This window comes from Streptomyces sp. NBC_01485 (genome assembly GCF_036227125.1).
Lineage (GTDB): Bacteria > Actinomycetota > Actinomycetes > Streptomycetales > Streptomycetaceae > Streptomyces.
In genome coordinates this window covers 8840904-8854746 of sequence record NZ_CP109435.1, presented here as the reverse complement: position 1 = coordinate 8854746, position 13843 = coordinate 8840904, and the positions used below count along the sequence as shown (strand labels likewise).

Annotated in this window: 15 protein-coding genes and 1 pseudogene; 5 read left to right on the top strand and 11 right to left on the bottom strand. The window is 71.0% G+C overall.

Annotated features, from left to right (window positions below; translation table 11 throughout):
• The first annotated feature begins 83 nt into the window (after nt 1-83).
• The gene (locus tag OG352_RS38700) at nt 84-1355 is read left to right on the top strand and encodes a PP2C family protein-serine/threonine phosphatase (protein ID WP_443072530.1); all 1272 of its coding nucleotides are present in this window, start codon (nt 84-86) and stop codon (nt 1353-1355) included.
• A 58-nt stretch (nt 1356-1413) separates the two neighbouring features.
• Here the strand turns inward: OG352_RS38700 and OG352_RS38695 are convergent, their stop codons facing one another.
• Nucleotides 1414-1854 (bottom strand): ATP-binding protein, encoded by a 441-nt coding sequence (locus tag OG352_RS38695; RefSeq protein WP_329223393.1) that lies wholly within the window; start codon nt 1852-1854, stop codon nt 1414-1416.
• A gap of 314 nt (nt 1855-2168) precedes the next feature.
• On the opposite strand from OG352_RS38695, the gene OG352_RS38690 reads away from it, so the two are divergent.
• The 3 genes from OG352_RS38690 (at nt 2169) to OG352_RS38680 (ending at nt 4293) form a co-directional block, all read left to right on the top strand.
• The gene (locus OG352_RS38690; protein ID WP_329223391.1) at nt 2169-3044 is read left to right on the top strand and encodes a helix-turn-helix domain-containing protein; all 876 of its coding nucleotides are present in this window, start codon (nt 2169-2171) and stop codon (nt 3042-3044) included.
• A gap of 101 nt (nt 3045-3145) precedes the next feature.
• Entirely contained in the window at nt 3146-3364 is a 219-nt protein-coding gene (locus tag OG352_RS38685; protein WP_319676931.1) for a DUF397 domain-containing protein, read from the top strand.
• Between the two features lie 122 nt (nt 3365-3486).
• Nucleotides 3487-4293 carry an SAM-dependent methyltransferase gene (locus OG352_RS38680; RefSeq protein ID WP_329223390.1) on the top strand — a complete coding sequence of 269 codons (807 nt, stop codon included), beginning with the start codon at nt 3487-3489 and terminating at the stop codon, nt 4291-4293.
• A gap of 88 nt (nt 4294-4381) precedes the next feature.
• On the opposite strand, the gene OG352_RS38675 is transcribed toward OG352_RS38680, so the two are convergent.
• From OG352_RS38675 to urtA, 8 genes are all read right to left on the bottom strand, one after another.
• Nucleotides 4382-4915 (bottom strand): kinase, encoded by a 534-nt coding sequence (locus tag OG352_RS38675; RefSeq protein ID WP_329224154.1) that lies wholly within the window; start codon nt 4913-4915, stop codon nt 4382-4384.
• Nucleotides 4916-5068: 153 nt separating this feature from the next.
• Nucleotides 5069-6067, bottom strand: coding sequence for an MASE1 domain-containing protein (locus OG352_RS38670; RefSeq protein ID WP_329223389.1), 999 nt, complete (start codon nt 6065-6067; stop codon nt 5069-5071).
• 50 nt (nt 6068-6117) lie between these two features.
• Complete coding sequence (locus tag OG352_RS38665; RefSeq protein WP_329223388.1) at nt 6118-6966, bottom strand: PP2C family protein-serine/threonine phosphatase; 849 nt, start codon at nt 6964-6966, stop codon at nt 6118-6120.
• Nucleotides 6967-7134: 168 nt separating this feature from the next.
• The gene (gene urtE / locus OG352_RS38660) at nt 7135-7827 is read right to left on the bottom strand and encodes an urea ABC transporter ATP-binding subunit UrtE (protein ID WP_329224152.1); all 693 of its coding nucleotides are present in this window, start codon (nt 7825-7827) and stop codon (nt 7135-7137) included.
• A gap of 10 nt (nt 7828-7837) precedes the next feature.
• A complete protein-coding gene (gene urtD, locus OG352_RS38655) occupies nt 7838-8611 on the bottom strand; it encodes an urea ABC transporter ATP-binding protein UrtD (RefSeq protein ID WP_329223387.1) in 774 nt (257 codons plus the stop codon).
• On the bottom strand, nt 8608-9726 hold the full coding sequence (gene urtC / locus OG352_RS38650) for an urea ABC transporter permease subunit UrtC (protein WP_329223386.1): 1119 nt from the start codon (nt 9724-9726) through the stop codon (nt 8608-8610). The genes urtD and urtC overlap by 4 nt, the downstream gene beginning before the upstream one ends.
• Nucleotides 9723-10610, bottom strand: coding sequence for an urea ABC transporter permease subunit UrtB (urtB, locus tag OG352_RS38645; protein ID WP_329223385.1), 888 nt, complete (start codon nt 10608-10610; stop codon nt 9723-9725). The genes urtC and urtB overlap by 4 nt, the downstream gene beginning before the upstream one ends.
• A 95-nt stretch (nt 10611-10705) precedes the next feature.
• Nucleotides 10706-11962, bottom strand: a complete 1257-nt coding sequence (gene urtA / locus OG352_RS38640) for an urea ABC transporter substrate-binding protein (RefSeq protein WP_329223384.1) — start codon at nt 11960-11962, stop codon at nt 10706-10708.
• A 266-nt stretch (nt 11963-12228) separates the two neighbouring features.
• Here urtA and OG352_RS38635 point away from each other — a divergent pair, with 266 nt between their 5' ends.
• The gene (locus OG352_RS38635) at nt 12229-12747 is read left to right on the top strand and encodes a MarR family winged helix-turn-helix transcriptional regulator (RefSeq protein WP_329223382.1); all 519 of its coding nucleotides are present in this window, start codon (nt 12229-12231) and stop codon (nt 12745-12747) included.
• Here OG352_RS38635 and OG352_RS38630 read toward each other — a convergent pair.
• Nucleotides 12704-12991: pseudogene (locus tag OG352_RS38630) on the bottom strand (hypothetical protein); the annotation flags it as partial. The gene OG352_RS38635 and the pseudogene OG352_RS38630 overlap by 44 nt on opposite strands.
• 45 nt (nt 12992-13036) lie before the next feature.
• Nucleotides 13037-13843, bottom strand: coding sequence for an ABC transporter substrate-binding protein (locus tag OG352_RS38625; protein ID WP_329223381.1), 807 nt, complete (start codon nt 13841-13843; stop codon nt 13037-13039).

The window sequence follows — 13843 nt, the reverse complement described above, 5'->3', positions numbered from 1 at the left end:
ACGCGTCCGCCGTGCTGTCCTCGCCCCGCCGGTCGGCGTTCTCCCCCGCGGCCGACGTCATCGGCTCGGAACTCGACCTGCGGATGACCGGCAGCCATGTCGTGCACGCGCTGACCCCCGGATTCTGCGAAGCGGCCTCCGTGTACCTGCTGGAGCGCTGGCGCGTCGAGGAGAACGCGCATGTCTGCGCCGACCCGCCCCGCATCGAGGCGCGCCGCATCGCGCTGCGCGTCGGGCCGGACGCGTTCGAGGACTGGGAGGGCGTGCTGCCGGTCGGCGAGGTGATCGTCTTCCCCCGGGAGACGCCCCACGCCCGTGCGCTCGCCACCGGGCAGGCGCAGGTGCTCGACGCGGTGGACCCGCACTCCTCGGAGCGGCTCATCGCCTCCGGAGACGGGTACGGCGACGACGACGCGCGCCTCGGGGACCTGCTGCGCGTGGCGTCCTACCTCGTCGTCCCGCTGCGGCTGCGGGACGTGGCGATCGGCTTCGTCACCTGCACGCGCGGGGCCAGCCGGGGACCATTCACGCCCGCGGACGTGGCGGCCGTTGCGGCGCTGGCCGCGCGGGCCGCCGTCGCCCTGGACAACGGGCGACGTTACGAGCGTGAGCGGCGCACCGCGCTGGCCATCCGCAACAGTCTGCCGCCCGGTACGGCCCAGGAGTTCGGGGGATGCCGCACCGCGCACGGCTGTCTGCCCGCCGGGCAGGGCAACCTCGTCGGCGGGGACTGGTTCGACGTGCTGAAACGGCCGGGTGACCGGGTCAGTCTGATCGTCGGGGACGCCATGGGGCACGGCCCGGAGTCCGCCGTCGCGATGATCCAACTGCGCACCGCCGTACGGACGTTGGCGGGGCTGGACATCCCCGCGGCCGACCTCATAGGACGGCTCGACACGCTCGCCGGGGACTCCCCCGGAGTCTCCCTCGCGACCTGCATCTACGCCGAGTGGGACGCCCGGCTGCGCACCTGCACCCTGGTGGGCGCGGGCCATCCGCCGCCGCTGCTGCGCGGCCCGGACGGCCGGACGGCCCCGGTCACGCTGACCGGGGCGGGACTGCCCCTCGGGCTCGGCACCGGCGGCTACCAGGAGACCGTGCTGTCCGTGCCGGATCCGGCGCTGCTGGTGCTCTACAGCGACGGTCTGGTCGAGTCCCGCGACGCCGACATCGACCAGGAAATCACCCGCCTCGCGCGCACGCTGGACGCGGCCGCCGCCGTCGAGTCCGTGGACGGCGACGGCCACGACGCGCTGCCGTCCCTGTGCCGCCGGCTGCTGCACGACCCTTCGGGCGCGGCCGGAGCCGACGACCGCACCCTGCTGCTGGCCGAACTGACGCCCGCCGGCTGCTGAGTTCGGCCACCGCCCGCACCGCGCACTCCACCCGCGCACTCCACCCTCAGGCCGTTGTTCAGGCCCTCAGGGTCACCCACACCGCGTTGCCGCCCGTGAGTCTGGACCGGTCGACCCCCCAGGCCTCGGCGAGCTGCTGCACCAGGAGCAGTCCGCGGCCGCCCTCGTCGTCCGGTCCGGGCTCGCAGCGGGGCAGGCCACGGCCGGTGCGGTCGTGGTCGTGCACCTCCAGGCGCAGACACCCGTCCGTGACGAGCCCGACCCCGCACAGGAACCGGGTGCCTAGCGTGTGCCGTACGGCGTTGGTGGCCAGCTCCGACACGAGCAGGACGGCGTCCGCGCACAGCTCGTCCGGCAGCCGCCACGCGTCCAGCCGTGCGCTCATGGAGCGACGGGCCAGCGAGACGCTGGAGCGGTGGGCCGGGAGTTCGAGCCAGTGCGTCCGGTCGGGGCTCCAGGTGTCTAAGGGCTGGGGGAACGAGGTCGCGTGGGGGGACACGGTGGTCGCCTTCCGTGGGGGGCGGGAGCAGCCAGAGGCCGGGGAAGGTGAGTAAGGGGCCCACGAGGAGGGGGTGTTCCGGACGGGCCGCTCTGCGCCGTGAACACCCGGCTCGTCCAACTCCTCTGGGGATGGCGGAGCTTGACGGGGGAACGCTCGTGTTCGGCTGGCGCGGTTCACACAAGTAATCATGCTCGCACCCAAGTTCAAGCTGCAACCAAGTGCCTGATAATTTCATCCAGGCGGTATCGGTCTGGTCGCTTCATCAAGTCGCTGTCAGACTTGAGACGGTGACAGTCCTTCAGGAGGTGGGCGTGAGCGAAGGCCGTTCGGGCACGGGCGGTACCAGTGCGCCCACCGTGCTGCGCATGATCCTCGGCCGGCGGTTGCAGGAGCGGCGGCTGAACGCGGGCGTGTCGCTGGAGGAGGCGGCCAGGGCCCTGCGGGTGAAGTCCCTGACCATCCGCCGGCTGGAGAAGGCGGAGGTCGGGCTCAAGCCGCTCTACGTGGAGATCCTGCTGGCGCTGTACGGGGCCGGCCGGCAGGAGATCGAGGAGTTCGTCGCCCTGGCCGAGCGGGCCAACGAGCCCGGCTGGTGGCACCCGTACCGCGATGTGCTGCCGAACTGGTTCAGCGCCTACGTCAGCCTGGAGACGGCGGCCAGGACGCTGCGCACCTACGAACCCCACTACGTCACGGGGCTGTTGCAGACTCCCCGGTACGCGCGCGGAGTCCTCGGCGGGGGTTTCCCCAACGACCACGACGAGGATCTGCGGCGGCGCGTGGACCTGCGGCTGCGCCGCCAGAGCCTGCTGGGCAGGGCCGAGGCGCCCACGCTGTGGGTGGTGATGGAGGAGGCCGTACTGCACCGGGTGGTGGGCGGCCCCGAGGTGATGCGGGAGCAGATCGACCGGCTGCTTGAGGTCTCGGAGCTGGCGCATGTGAGCGTCGACGTCGTGCCTTTCACGGCCGGCGCCCATGTCGGTGCGTGCGCCCCCTTCACCTACTTCCGGTTCGAGCAACCGGAGTTGCCCGACATCGTCTACACCGAGATCCTCTCCGGTGCCGTGTACCTGGACCAGCGCTCCGACGTCTCGGCGCATCTGGAGGCGCACAACCGCATGTCCCTGCTGACCTCGGACACGGACAGCAGGTCACTCCTGAACCGTATGCGCAAGGAGTACACATGACCGGCACGGACGGCAGCCACGACATCGACAGCCCTGTCCACCACGTCCGCCACGCCCAGCATCTTCAGCGTGCGCAGCACCTGCACCACGTCTACAACGGGATGCCCGCCGCCGACCTGGGCGAGCAGGGCTGGGAGTCCCCGTGGAGCGGCCCCAACGGGGGCCAGTGCGTGCAGACAAAGCAGCTCGCCGACGGCCGTGTGGCGATGCGGCAGTCGACCGATCCCGCCGGTCCGGCGCTGATCTACACCCCCGAGGAGATCGCCGCGTTCGTCGCGGGCGTCAAACGGGGCCTCGCCGACCACCTCGCCGCCGGCTGAACCCGCGAGACCCTCGAGCCGTACGAGACCCGCCGGCGCGACCGGACTCGTACGGGCGGGATCCGGCCGCCTCCGGCCCGATCTGGCCGAACACCCCCCACGGACACACCGAAAGGCACAGCATGACCACCTCGAACGCCGCGCGGGACATCGACACCAGCAGGCCGCACTCCGCCCGCATGTACGACTACTACCTCGGCGGCAAGGACCACTTCGAGGTCGACAAGAAGGCGGCCGAGACCGTCGCGGCGGCCTACCCGGGCATCTTCACGTGCGCCCGCGAGAACCGCGCCTTCATGCACCGGGCCACCCGGGTCCTCGCACGCGAGCACGGCATCCGCCAGTGGCTGGACATCGGCACCGGCATCCCCACCGAGCCGAACCTGCACCAGGTCGCCCAGTCCGTGGTCCCCGAGGCGCGGGTGGTCTACGCCGACAACGACCCGCTCGTCCTGAAGTACGCCGAGCGCCTGATGCGCAGCACCGCCCAGGGCCGCACGACCTACGTCGAGGCGGACGTCAACGACCCCGGCACGCTGCTGAACGCGCCCGCGCTGGCCGAGATCCTGGACCTGGACCAGCCGGTGGCCCTGTCGCTCAACGCCCTCATGCACTTCGTCACCGACGCCCAGGACCCGTACGGCATCGTCGGCCGGCTGCTGGCCGTGCTCCCCTCGGGCAGCGCGCTGGCCCTGAGCCACTGCACGCCCGACTTCGACCCGGCCACCTGGCAGAAGGTCACCGACATCTACACGGGCGCCGGCACGCCGGTGCAGTTCCGCTCGCAGAACGACGTCGCCCGCTTCTTCGACGGGCTGGACCTCCTCGCCCCCGGCGTCACGGTCGGCCACCGCTGGCGCCCGGACGGCCCGGTCGAGGCCACGGACGCCGAGGTCAGCCTCTGGACGGGCGTCGGCATCAAGCCGTAACGGCGACCGGGCCTGGTATGGCGGGGGCGGCGTCCGTACGCGAGCGCTTGAGGCCGAGTACTGACGGGGGCAGTACTGACGGTATGTGTCAGTGCTCCCGGGCGGGAAGGCGGTCCAGGCCCGTGTCGCGCATGATGCGGTCGACGGTCTGGGTGAGGGTGCTGTCGGCGCCGATGACGGTCTCGACGGCACCCGGCAGCAGATCCAGATCCTTGTACCAGTCGCGCAGGTCCGCCTCGCCGACCTCGTGGGCGATCGGCTTGCCGGCGTGGCGTACGAGGGTTTCGGCGAACGGCACGTGGAGGTAGTAGCCGTGGGTCGGGCCGCGGTGGTCCGTGCGCAGTCGGGCGAGCATGGCGGCGTAGCGGTCGGCGTACAGGATGCCCTCGAGGACGACGTGATATCCGGCGTCCAGGGAGTAACGGGCGACGGCGTCGATCAGGCCGATGTTCGCCGCGCCGGGCCGGTCGTGCTCGCGCAGCACGACCCGGCGGAGGTTGTCCTGACCGACCAGGGCCAGACCGCGGCCGAAGCTGTCCCGCAGGCCGGCCGCCACCGACGACTTGCCCGAGGCGCTGTTGCCGCGCAACACGATCAACCGGGTCTCCCGGGCGCCCACCATCACGCCGGCCACGCTACCGGCACCGACATCGCGGGTTCGGCGCATCCCAGGATCGATCGCATCGGGTGCGGCCCGCCCTGGGGAACCGAAGGAGGCCTTCCACGCCCTGGCGGACCGGTACGAGGCCCTCGCCCGGTGACCGGCCGGAGCTGCTCAGCGCTCCGTCTCCTTCGTCGGCCGGCCGGGTGGGGTCTCGCCCGCGGTGAGGTGTTCCAGGACCTCGACCAGTTCCTGGCAGGCGCGTTCCACGGAGCGTCTGGTGTTGCGCTGCTCGGCGATCACCGCGGAGAGCAGCAGCGCGGTGAGGGCCATCGTCCCGTTGAAGGCCTGGAGCTTGATCATCACTTCGACGCGGGTGAGGCTCTCGAAGGGGCCGACCTCGTCCGTCGCCGCGATCGTGGCCATGACCGACGTGAAGAGGGCGCACAGCATGCTGCCGGCGAGCTGGAACCGCAGCGCCGCCCAGATCAGCAGCGGATAGACGAGGAACAGCAGGCTGACGGGGCTGTGCGTGGCCAGCGGGACGAGGGCGCAGGCGATCAGGGCCAGCCCCGAGGCCTCTTTCCAGCGGGCCAGGTGGGACAGGCGCAGGGGTTTGCGCACCGTGTGCAGGACGAGCAGGACCGGGGTCACGATCAGCACGCCCATCGCGTCGCCGACCCACCAGGCCAGCCAGACGGGCCAGAAGCTGTGCTCGGCGAGCCGGTCGGTGAGCACCAGCAGACCGACGCCGATCGTCGAGCTGAGCAGCATGGCGGTGAGGGCGCCCAGGAAGACCAGGGCGAGGCCGTCCCGTAAACGGGCGAGGTCGGTGCGGAAGCCCACCCTGCGGAGCATGAGGTACGCGCAGACGGGGGCGGCGGTGTTGCCCACCAGGTTGCCGATCACCACGGGCCGTAGCGGGGTCAGGAACATGATCACGAGGAGGGCTCCGAGGGCGATGCCGACCCAGGAGCGGAGACCGAAGATCAGCAGGCAGGCCACCGCCACGCCCGTGGGCGGCCAGATGGGGGTGAAGACGGCGCCCTCGACGACGAGCTCCCGCATGAGTCCCAGCCGCCCCGCCGCGTAGTAGCAGAGGGCGACAGCCAGCGTCTCGACGGCGAAGACGGCTGGTCGGCGCAGATCCGGGGTACCCACCACAGCAGCCATCAGACACCGGCGCGGCGGCGTCGGCGAGGCGAGAGACGCCGGGTCCGGCCCTATGGCTGAACCCGGGGGACCTCCGGGCCCACCAGTCCGTCGTGCCGCACCACGAGCACGGCGGCGTCGTCCTCGTGGCCGACGCGCTCCGCGCCCTTGATCACCGCGGCGGCGAGCGGGCCCGCGTCCATGCCCGCGACGGCGGCGACGCCCGCGAGCCGTACGACCTGGTCGAGGCCCTCCTCGACGCTCAGCGTCGGTCCCTCCACCACACCGTCCGTGAGCAGCACGAACACTCCGCCCTTGGTGAGCCGGTACCGGGTGACCGGGTAGTCCATGCCGCCCTGGACCCCGAGGGGCGGTCCGCCCTCGTCCTCGGCGACACCGGACTTGCCGTCCGCCGTGGCCCACACGCACGGGACGTGCCCGGCCCGGGCGCTCTCCAGGAACCCGGTGGCGGGGTCGAGCCGCATGAAGGTGCAGGTGGCGAAGAGATCGCTGCCGAGGGAGAGGAGCAGCTCGTTGGTCCGGGCGAGGAGCTCGCCGGGCTCGCCGGTGACGGAGGCGAGGGCGCGCAGGCCGACCCGGACCTGCCCCATGAACGCGGTCGCCTCTATGTTGTGGCCCTGGACGTCGCCGATGGACAGGCCGATGCGCCCGTCCGGCATCGTGAAGGCGTCGTACCAGTCGCCGCCCACGTTGAGGCCGTGGCAGGCGGGCGCGTACTTCACGGCCAGGCGGAATCCGGGGGCCACGGGCAGGTCCCTGGGCAGCATGCCGCGCTGGAGGGCGAGGGCCAGCTCGACGCGGGAGCGTTGCAGCTCCGCGCGCTCGCGCGCCTGGGCGGTCAGCGAACCGAGCCTGGCCAGCAGCTCGTCGCCGTCGTCCGTGGGGCGCTTGCGGGACATTGATCACTCCGGCGGGACGGCAGCTCGTCGGGAGGGCCGCCCCAGCGGGCAAACCTCACATTTTACCTTTAGAGGATGATAGCGGCCCAGGGCTGGGAGCATCAGGGGTCGGCTCCCGCCCGACCCCACTGCCCGGCTGCCCGAACGTCCGAACGTCCGAACGTCCGACTACACGCTGAGTGCCGCCCGTACCGTCTGCTCGGCGTCCGTGCCGCCCTCGCCGGAGGAGGTCACGCGGCCCGCCTCCAGGACGTGGTAGTGCCGGGCGGCGCGCATGGCGAAGCCGACGTGCTGTTCGACGAGGAGGACGGAGAGTCCGCCGCGCCGGGCGAGGGCCAGGATCGTCTCCTCGATCTCGGCGACGACGGAGGGCTGGATGCCCTCGGTCGGTTCGTCGAGCAGGAGCAGCCGCGGCCGGGTGACCAGGGCCCGGGCGATGGCGAGCTGCTGGCGCTGCCCGCCGGAGAGCAGACCGGCGCGCCGCCCGGACAGCTCGCGCAGGACGGGGAACAGGTCCAGCGCCTCGGCGATCGCCTCCCGCCCTTCGGGGCGGCCGTCGGCGACGAGCTGGAGGTTTTCCGCTGTCGTGAGGTGCGGGAAGGACTGCTGGCCCTGCGGGACGTACGCCATCCCGCGCGCGACGCGCTGGTGCGGGGCGAGGCGGGTGATGTCCTCGCCGTCGAGCCGGACGGTCCCGCCGGTCGGCCTGATCAGGCCCATGGCCGCGCGCAGCAGGGTGCTCTTGCCGGCGCCGTTGTGGCCCAGGACGGCCGCGACGCCGTCCTTCGGCACCGTCACGGTCACCCCGTGCAGGACGGTGGTGCGGTCGTAGCCCGCCCGGACGTTGTTGATCTCCAGCATGGACGTCACGTCACGCCTCCTCGGCGACAGCTGCGGGGGTGGGCTCGGGTTCGCAGACGCGGCCGAGGTAGACCTCCTGGACCTCGGCGTCGGCCTGGACCTCGGCGACGGAGCCCTCGCTGAGGACCTTGCCGGCGTGCAGGACGCTGACGCTGCGGGCGAAGGAGCGCATGAAGTCCATGTCGTGCTCGATGACGACGACCGTGTGGTCCGCGCTCACCCGCTGCAACAGCTCGCCGGTGGCCTCGCGTTCGTCGTGGCTCATGCCGGCGACCGGCTCGTCGAGGAGGAGCAGCTTGACGTCCTGGACCAGCAGCATGCCGATCTCCAGCCACTGCTTCTGCCCGTGGGCCAGCGCCCCGGCGGGGCGGTCGCGCAGGCCGGTCAGGCCGATGGTCTCCAGGGCCTTACCGACCGGCTCGGGCACGTCCTTGCGGCGCCGCAGCATGGTCCACACCCCGCGGCCCGCGCCGGCGGCGATGTCCAGGTTCTGCAGGACGGTCAGCTCCTCGAAGACCGTCGCCGTCTGGAAGGTCCGGCCGATCCCCAGCCGGGCGATCTTCTGCACCGGCTGGCCCAGCAGGTCCTGGTCGCCGAAGCGGACCGAGCCGGTGGCCTTCACCAGGCCGGTGACCGCGTCGACGAGGGTGGTCTTGCCCGCGCCGTTCGGGCCGATGAGGAAGCGCAGGTCGCCGGGGCGGATGTCCAGGTCGACGCCGTCGACGGCGGTGAACCCGTCGAACGTCACCCGCAGATCGCGGACGGTCAGTCCCTCGCCGCTCATGCTGTCTCTCCCGTCGTGCGAGTGGTGGCGGTACGGCTGGCGGTACGGGTACGGCGTCCTCGCAGGGCCCCGAGGGAGGCGAGGCCGCCGGGCAGGAAGCCGACCGCCAGGACGAACAGCAGCCCCTGGAGGTACGTCCACGCGGCGGGGAAGGCGTCGGAGAGCGTGCTCTGCGCCCAGGCCACGGCGATCGCGCCGAGCACCGCGCCCACCAGCGAGGCCCGGCCGCCGACCGCCGCGCCGATGACGAAGCCGATGGACGGCACGATCCCGATCAGCGCCGGCGAGATGATCCCGACGGCCGGCACGAAGAGGGCGCCGGCCAGACCCGCCATGCCGGCCGCGACGACGTACGCGACGAGTTTGACGTTGGCCGGGTTGTAGCCGAGGAAGCGCACCCGCTCCTCGGAGTCCCGTACGGCGATGAGGAGTTCGCCGTAGCGGCTGACGAACAACTGGCGTGCGGCGGCCATCAGCAGGAGCAGGACGGCGGCGATGACGAAGTACACCATCCGCTGGTTGACGGGGTCGTCCAGCGAGTAGCCGAAGAAGCCCTGGATGTCGGTGAGGCCGTTGGTGCCGCCGGTGGTGGCCTGCTGGCCGATCAGCCAGATGGACAGGGCGGCGGCCAGGGCCTGGCTGAGGATCGCGAAGTAGGCGCCCTTGACCCGGCGTTGGAAGACGAAGAAGCCGAGCACCGCGGCGACCGCCATGGGCAGCAGCACGGTCATGGCGAGCGCGAACCCCGGGTTCGCGAACGGCTTCCACCACCAGGGCAGGGCGTCGCCGGTGCCGTAGAGCTGCATGAAGTCGGGGAGCGTCTCGCCGGTGGCGGCGGCGTCGGCGAGCTTGAGGTGCATGGCCATGGCGTAGCCGCCGAGGCCGAAGAAGACGCCCTGGCCGAGCACCATGAGCCCGCCCCGGCCCCAGGCGAGGCTGACGCCGACGGCGACGATCGCGTAGCAGAGGTACTTCGCGAGGAGGGAGAGCCGGAAGTCGGAGAGGGCGAACGGGGCGACGCCGAGGAGGAGTGCGGCGCCGAGGACGAAGGCGCCGGGTACGCGGAGGCGTTCCAGCAGCGGAACAGGGGTCGCCGTGGGGGTCGTTGTCGTCATGCCAGGCTCCGGGTGCGCAGTGTGTACAGGCCCTGGGGTCGCCACTGGAGGAAGGCGACGATCGCCACGAGCACGATGACCTTCGCGACGCTGAGCGTCGTCGAGTACTCGAGGACCGACTGCAGCACGCCGAGGGCGAACGCGGTGATCACGCTGCCCTTGAGCTGTCCGATGCCGCCCACGACGACGACCAGGAAGGCGTCGACGATGTAGTTGGTGCCCATGGTCGGGCCGATCGGTCCGACGAGGGTGAGGGCGACGCCGGCCACGCCCGCGAGGCCCGAGCCGATGAAGAAGGTCATGCGGTCGACGCGTCCGGTGGCGATGCCGGACACCTCGGCGAGGTCGCGGTTCTGCACGACGGCCCGGATCCGGCGGCCCAGCGGGGTGAGCCGCAGGATGAGCGTGAGGGCCAGGACGCAGAGCAGGGCGAGGCCGAGGATGAACAGGCGGCTGTTGGCGAAGGTGACGCCGCCGCCTATGGAGATGTTGCCGGTGAGCAGGTCGGGGGCGTGGGTCTGGACGTTGGGGGCGCCGAAGACGTCCCGGGCGAGCTGCTGGAGCATCAGGGAGACGCCCCAGGTGACCAGCAGGGTGTCCAGCGGGCGGGTGTACAGGCGCCGGATGAGCAGCCACTCCAGGAGCGCTCCCATGGCGCCGGCGACCAGGAAGGCCACGGGCAGGGCGACCAGCAGGGAGACGCCGGCGCTGCTGATCGACTTCTGCAGGACGTACGTGGTGTAGGCGCCGGTCATGATGAACTCGCCGTGCGCCATGTTGATCACGCCCATCTGACCGAAGGTCAGGGTCAGGCCGAGCGCGATGAGCAGGAGGACGGCGCCGATGCTGATGCCGGTGAAGGACTGGTTGAGGATGACCGTCATGAAGCGGCTCCTGGTCGGGGACGGGAGTGCGGGCATGCCATGGGCGTGACCCGGCCCCGTGGTCGGGGCCGGGTCCCACCGGGAGGGGCCGGGGATCAGGACAGGCCGGCGGCCCAGTCGTAGCCCTTGAGGTACGGGTCCGGCTTGATCGGGCTGCCCGAGTTCCAGACCTCGGTGATCAGACCGTCCGCACCGACCTTGCCGATCCGGGCCGTCTTGTAGACGTGCTGGCTCGCGCCGTCGACGGTGACCTTGCCCTCGGGGGCGTCGAAGGTTATGCCGTCCGAGGCCGCCTTGATCTTGGCGACGTCGAACGAACCCGCCTTCTCAACCATCGCCTTCCAGAGGTGGACGGAGATGTAGGCGGCCTCCATCGGGTCGCTCGTCGGCTTGTCCTTGCCGTACTCGGCCTGGTAGGCCGCCACGAACTTGGTGTTGGCCGCGCCGGGCGTGGTCTCGTAGTAGTTCCAGGCGGTCAACTGGTCCTGGAGGTACTGGGTGCCGATGCTCTTCACCTCCTCCTCGGCGATGGAGACCGACAGCACCGGCATGCTCTTGGCGGTGAGCCCGGAGGACTTGTACTCCTTGAAGAAGGCCACGTTGCTGTCGCCGTTGAGGGTGTTGAACACGGCGTCCGCGCCGGAGTCCTTGACCTTGTTGACGATGGTGCCGAACTCCGTGGAGCCGAGCGGCGCGTAGTCCTCGCCGACCACCGTCATGCCCTTGGCCTTCGCGTACGCCTTGATGATTTTGTTGGCGGTGCGCGGGAAGACGTAGTCGCTGCCGACCAGATAGAGCTTGGTCAGCCCCTGCTTCTTGAGATAGTCGAGGGCCGGGACGATCTGCTGGTTGGTGGTCGCGCCGATGTAGAAGATGTACGGCGACTCCTCCAGGCCCTCGTACTGCACGGGGTAGAACAGCGGCGACTTGTACCGCTCGAAGACCGGCTTGACGGCCTTGCGGCTGGCCGAGGTCCAGCAGCCGAAGGTGGCCGCGACCTTGTCGTCCTTGATGAGCGCCTCGGCCTTCTCGGCGAAGGTGGGCCAGTCGGAGGCGCCGTCCTGGCTGACGGCCTTGAGCTTCTTGCCGAGCACACCGCCGGCCGCGTTGATCTCCTTGATGGCGAGCAACAGGGCGTTGTGGACGGTGACTTCGCTGATGGCCATGGTGCCCGACAGAGAGTTCAGCAGACCCACCTTGACCGTGCTGCCGGAGGTGTCGGCGGAGGCTCCGGCCCCGTCCGTCGAGGCGCTGTCACCGGTCTTGGCGCCACAGGCGCTGAGCGCGGCGGAGGCGCCGACGGCCGAGATGCCGGCCAACAGGCCTCGTCTGCTGATGCTGAGCCCGGACATAGGAAACCTCCATGCCCCGAGGGGCGGTGCGAAGAGAGCGGAAGGACACTGAGGACGCTGAAGGACTCTGGGGAGAGGAACGGAAGAAGCGCGCCCAGCCTGCGAGGAAACTGTTTCCCCCGCGTTTCCGCGCAATTGAAGAACAGTTTCTGACGAAAGTAATATCGCGGGCATTGTTACTTCCCGAGGAAAGGATCTTTTCGCCTTTCCGGTAGGCTCCCGCCAACCCCGCACGGGGGACCAGGACTTCGAGCGGAGGAGTTGCGATGGCGAGGCGGCCCCTGGAACTGCTCCGTCTGCTGACCCGGGCCGAGCGCCTCGCCGTCCGCCGACTCCAGTCCGTGCTGGACGAGTTCGACTGCTCGGTGGAGGCGTGGCGGGTCCTGGACCTGCTGTCGGACGGGCAGGGTCACCACATGACGGCCGTCGCCGACCACGCCTTCCTGCCTGCCCCGAGCGCCACCAAGCTGATCGACCAACTCGTCGACCAGAACCTGGTGTTCCGCCGCGTCGACCCCGCGGACCGGCGCCGCGTCCTGGCCTGCCTCACCCCTCGGGGCATGCATCGTCGGCAGCGACTGCTCCGCGAAGTACGGGCCGACTGGGCCGAGTTGGAGCCGCTGCTCCTGGAAGAGGACGAGGGCGAGGAGCGGGGCGGACGGCCGGCGGGCCTGCTGGAGCGGCTGGACCGGCTGGCCGGGGTGCTGGAGGACGGAGGGGGCGTCACGGCACGAGGAGACGTCACAACAACGCGTGCGGAGCGCGCAGTTGAGCGAGGACGTTGAAGTCGAGCCCGTCCGCGCGGGCCAGGTGGATGCGCTGGCGCACGTGCCGGCCGTCCAGCCTCAGCAGGCCGCGCGGACCCTCGTAGGAGACGGCGGCGGCGCCGATGGCGGACACGTCGAGGGTGCGGGCCCGTTCGATGAGCGCCGCGAGCAACAGGACGCCCTCGTGGCAGAATTCGCCGAGGCTCCCCGGCGTCGGGGCGCTCACGCCGAAGCGGTCGGCGTACTGCCCGTGGAAGTCCGTGACTCCTCCCCCCGGATAAATCCGGGGGGCTTCTCCTGTCGGCGGCTAGGCCACGTCGGGAAGGACCAGCCCGGCCCTGACAGCGACGTTGAGTGCGCCGACCTGATCGGCGTTGGCGGTGTGACCGCACTGGGTGCACTCGAACTTCTCTTGTGTGGTGCGGTTCTCGCCGGACACGTGCCCGCAGGCGGGGCAGGTGCGGGAGGTGTTGCGGGGGTCCACCGGGATCAGCTTGCGACCGGCGCTTTCAGCCTTGTGCGCGAGGATGCCCAGGAACACCCCCCAACCCGCGTCGTGGATGCTCTTATTCAGGCCGGCCTTCGCGGCGGCTCCATTCGGGAGGAACGCGCCGGGATTCTCGGTGTCGGGTTTGGGTTTGGGGGCGCGGACCATGTTCGCGATGCTCAGGCGCTCGTGCGCGATGATGGCGGGCAGCAGTTGCGAGGCGGGGGTCTCGCTGGTGAGGTAGACGCCGTCGGTGCGCTCGCCGCCCTCGTAGAGCGCGGTGTAGACGTACGGCACCCGGTGGGCGATGCGCGGGGCCATCGCCTGCCGCACCGAGGAGATGTGCCAGCCCGTGACCCCCTGTACGACGCCCGTGGCCACCAGGGCCTCCACGTCCTCCGCGACCTGCCGCGGTTCGGCGCCCCCGTCGACCTCCAGGAGCCGCAGCTCCTTGCCCAGCACGCCGCCCGCCTTGTTGACCTCCTCGGCGGCCAGCCGGGCGCAGGTCTCGCAGGTGGGGCCGAACACCCCGGCGGGCCCCTGCATCGGGTACACGAGCGCGACGTTCAGCGTCGAGTCGTCGACCGTGAACCATTCGGGCGTGCTCGGGGGGACGGGCCGCTGCAT

What these genes read in the sequence shown, in the direction of transcription:
- OG352_RS38700 (WP_443072530.1), top strand. Translation starts at nt 84, where the DNA reads ATGACCGGCAGCCATGTCGTGCACGCGCTGACCCCCGGATTCTGCGAA.
- OG352_RS38685 (WP_319676931.1), top strand. Translation starts at nt 3,146, where the DNA reads ATGCCCGCCGCCGACCTGGGCGAGCAGGGCTGGGAGTCCCCGTGGAGC.
- OG352_RS38680 (WP_329223390.1), top strand. Translation starts at nt 3,487, where the DNA reads ATGACCACCTCGAACGCCGCGCGGGACATCGACACCAGCAGGCCGCAC.
- OG352_RS38675 (WP_329224154.1), bottom strand. Translation starts at nt 4,915, where the DNA reads ATGGTGGGCGCCCGGGAGACCCGGTTGATCGTGTTGCGCGGCAACAGC.
- OG352_RS38670 (WP_329223389.1), bottom strand. Translation starts at nt 6,067, where the DNA reads ATGGCTGCTGTGGTGGGTACCCCGGATCTGCGCCGACCAGCCGTCTTC.
- OG352_RS38665 (WP_329223388.1), bottom strand. Translation starts at nt 6,966, where the DNA reads ATGTCCCGCAAGCGCCCCACGGACGACGGCGACGAGCTGCTGGCCAGG.
- urtE (WP_329224152.1), bottom strand. Translation starts at nt 7,827, where the DNA reads ATGCTGGAGATCAACAACGTCCGGGCGGGCTACGACCGCACCACCGTC.
- urtD (WP_329223387.1), bottom strand. Translation starts at nt 8,611, where the DNA reads ATGAGCGGCGAGGGACTGACCGTCCGCGATCTGCGGGTGACGTTCGAC.
- urtC (WP_329223386.1), bottom strand. Translation starts at nt 9,726, where the DNA reads ATGACGACAACGACCCCCACGGCGACCCCTGTTCCGCTGCTGGAACGC.
- urtB (WP_329223385.1), bottom strand. Translation starts at nt 10,610, where the DNA reads ATGACGGTCATCCTCAACCAGTCCTTCACCGGCATCAGCATCGGCGCC.
- urtA (WP_329223384.1), bottom strand. Translation starts at nt 11,962, where the DNA reads ATGTCCGGGCTCAGCATCAGCAGACGAGGCCTGTTGGCCGGCATCTCG.
- OG352_RS38635 (WP_329223382.1), top strand. Translation starts at nt 12,229, where the DNA reads ATGGCGAGGCGGCCCCTGGAACTGCTCCGTCTGCTGACCCGGGCCGAG.
- OG352_RS38625 (WP_329223381.1), bottom strand. Translation starts at nt 13,843, where the DNA reads ATGCAGCGGCCCGTCCCCCCGAGCACGCCCGAATGGTTCACGGTCGAC.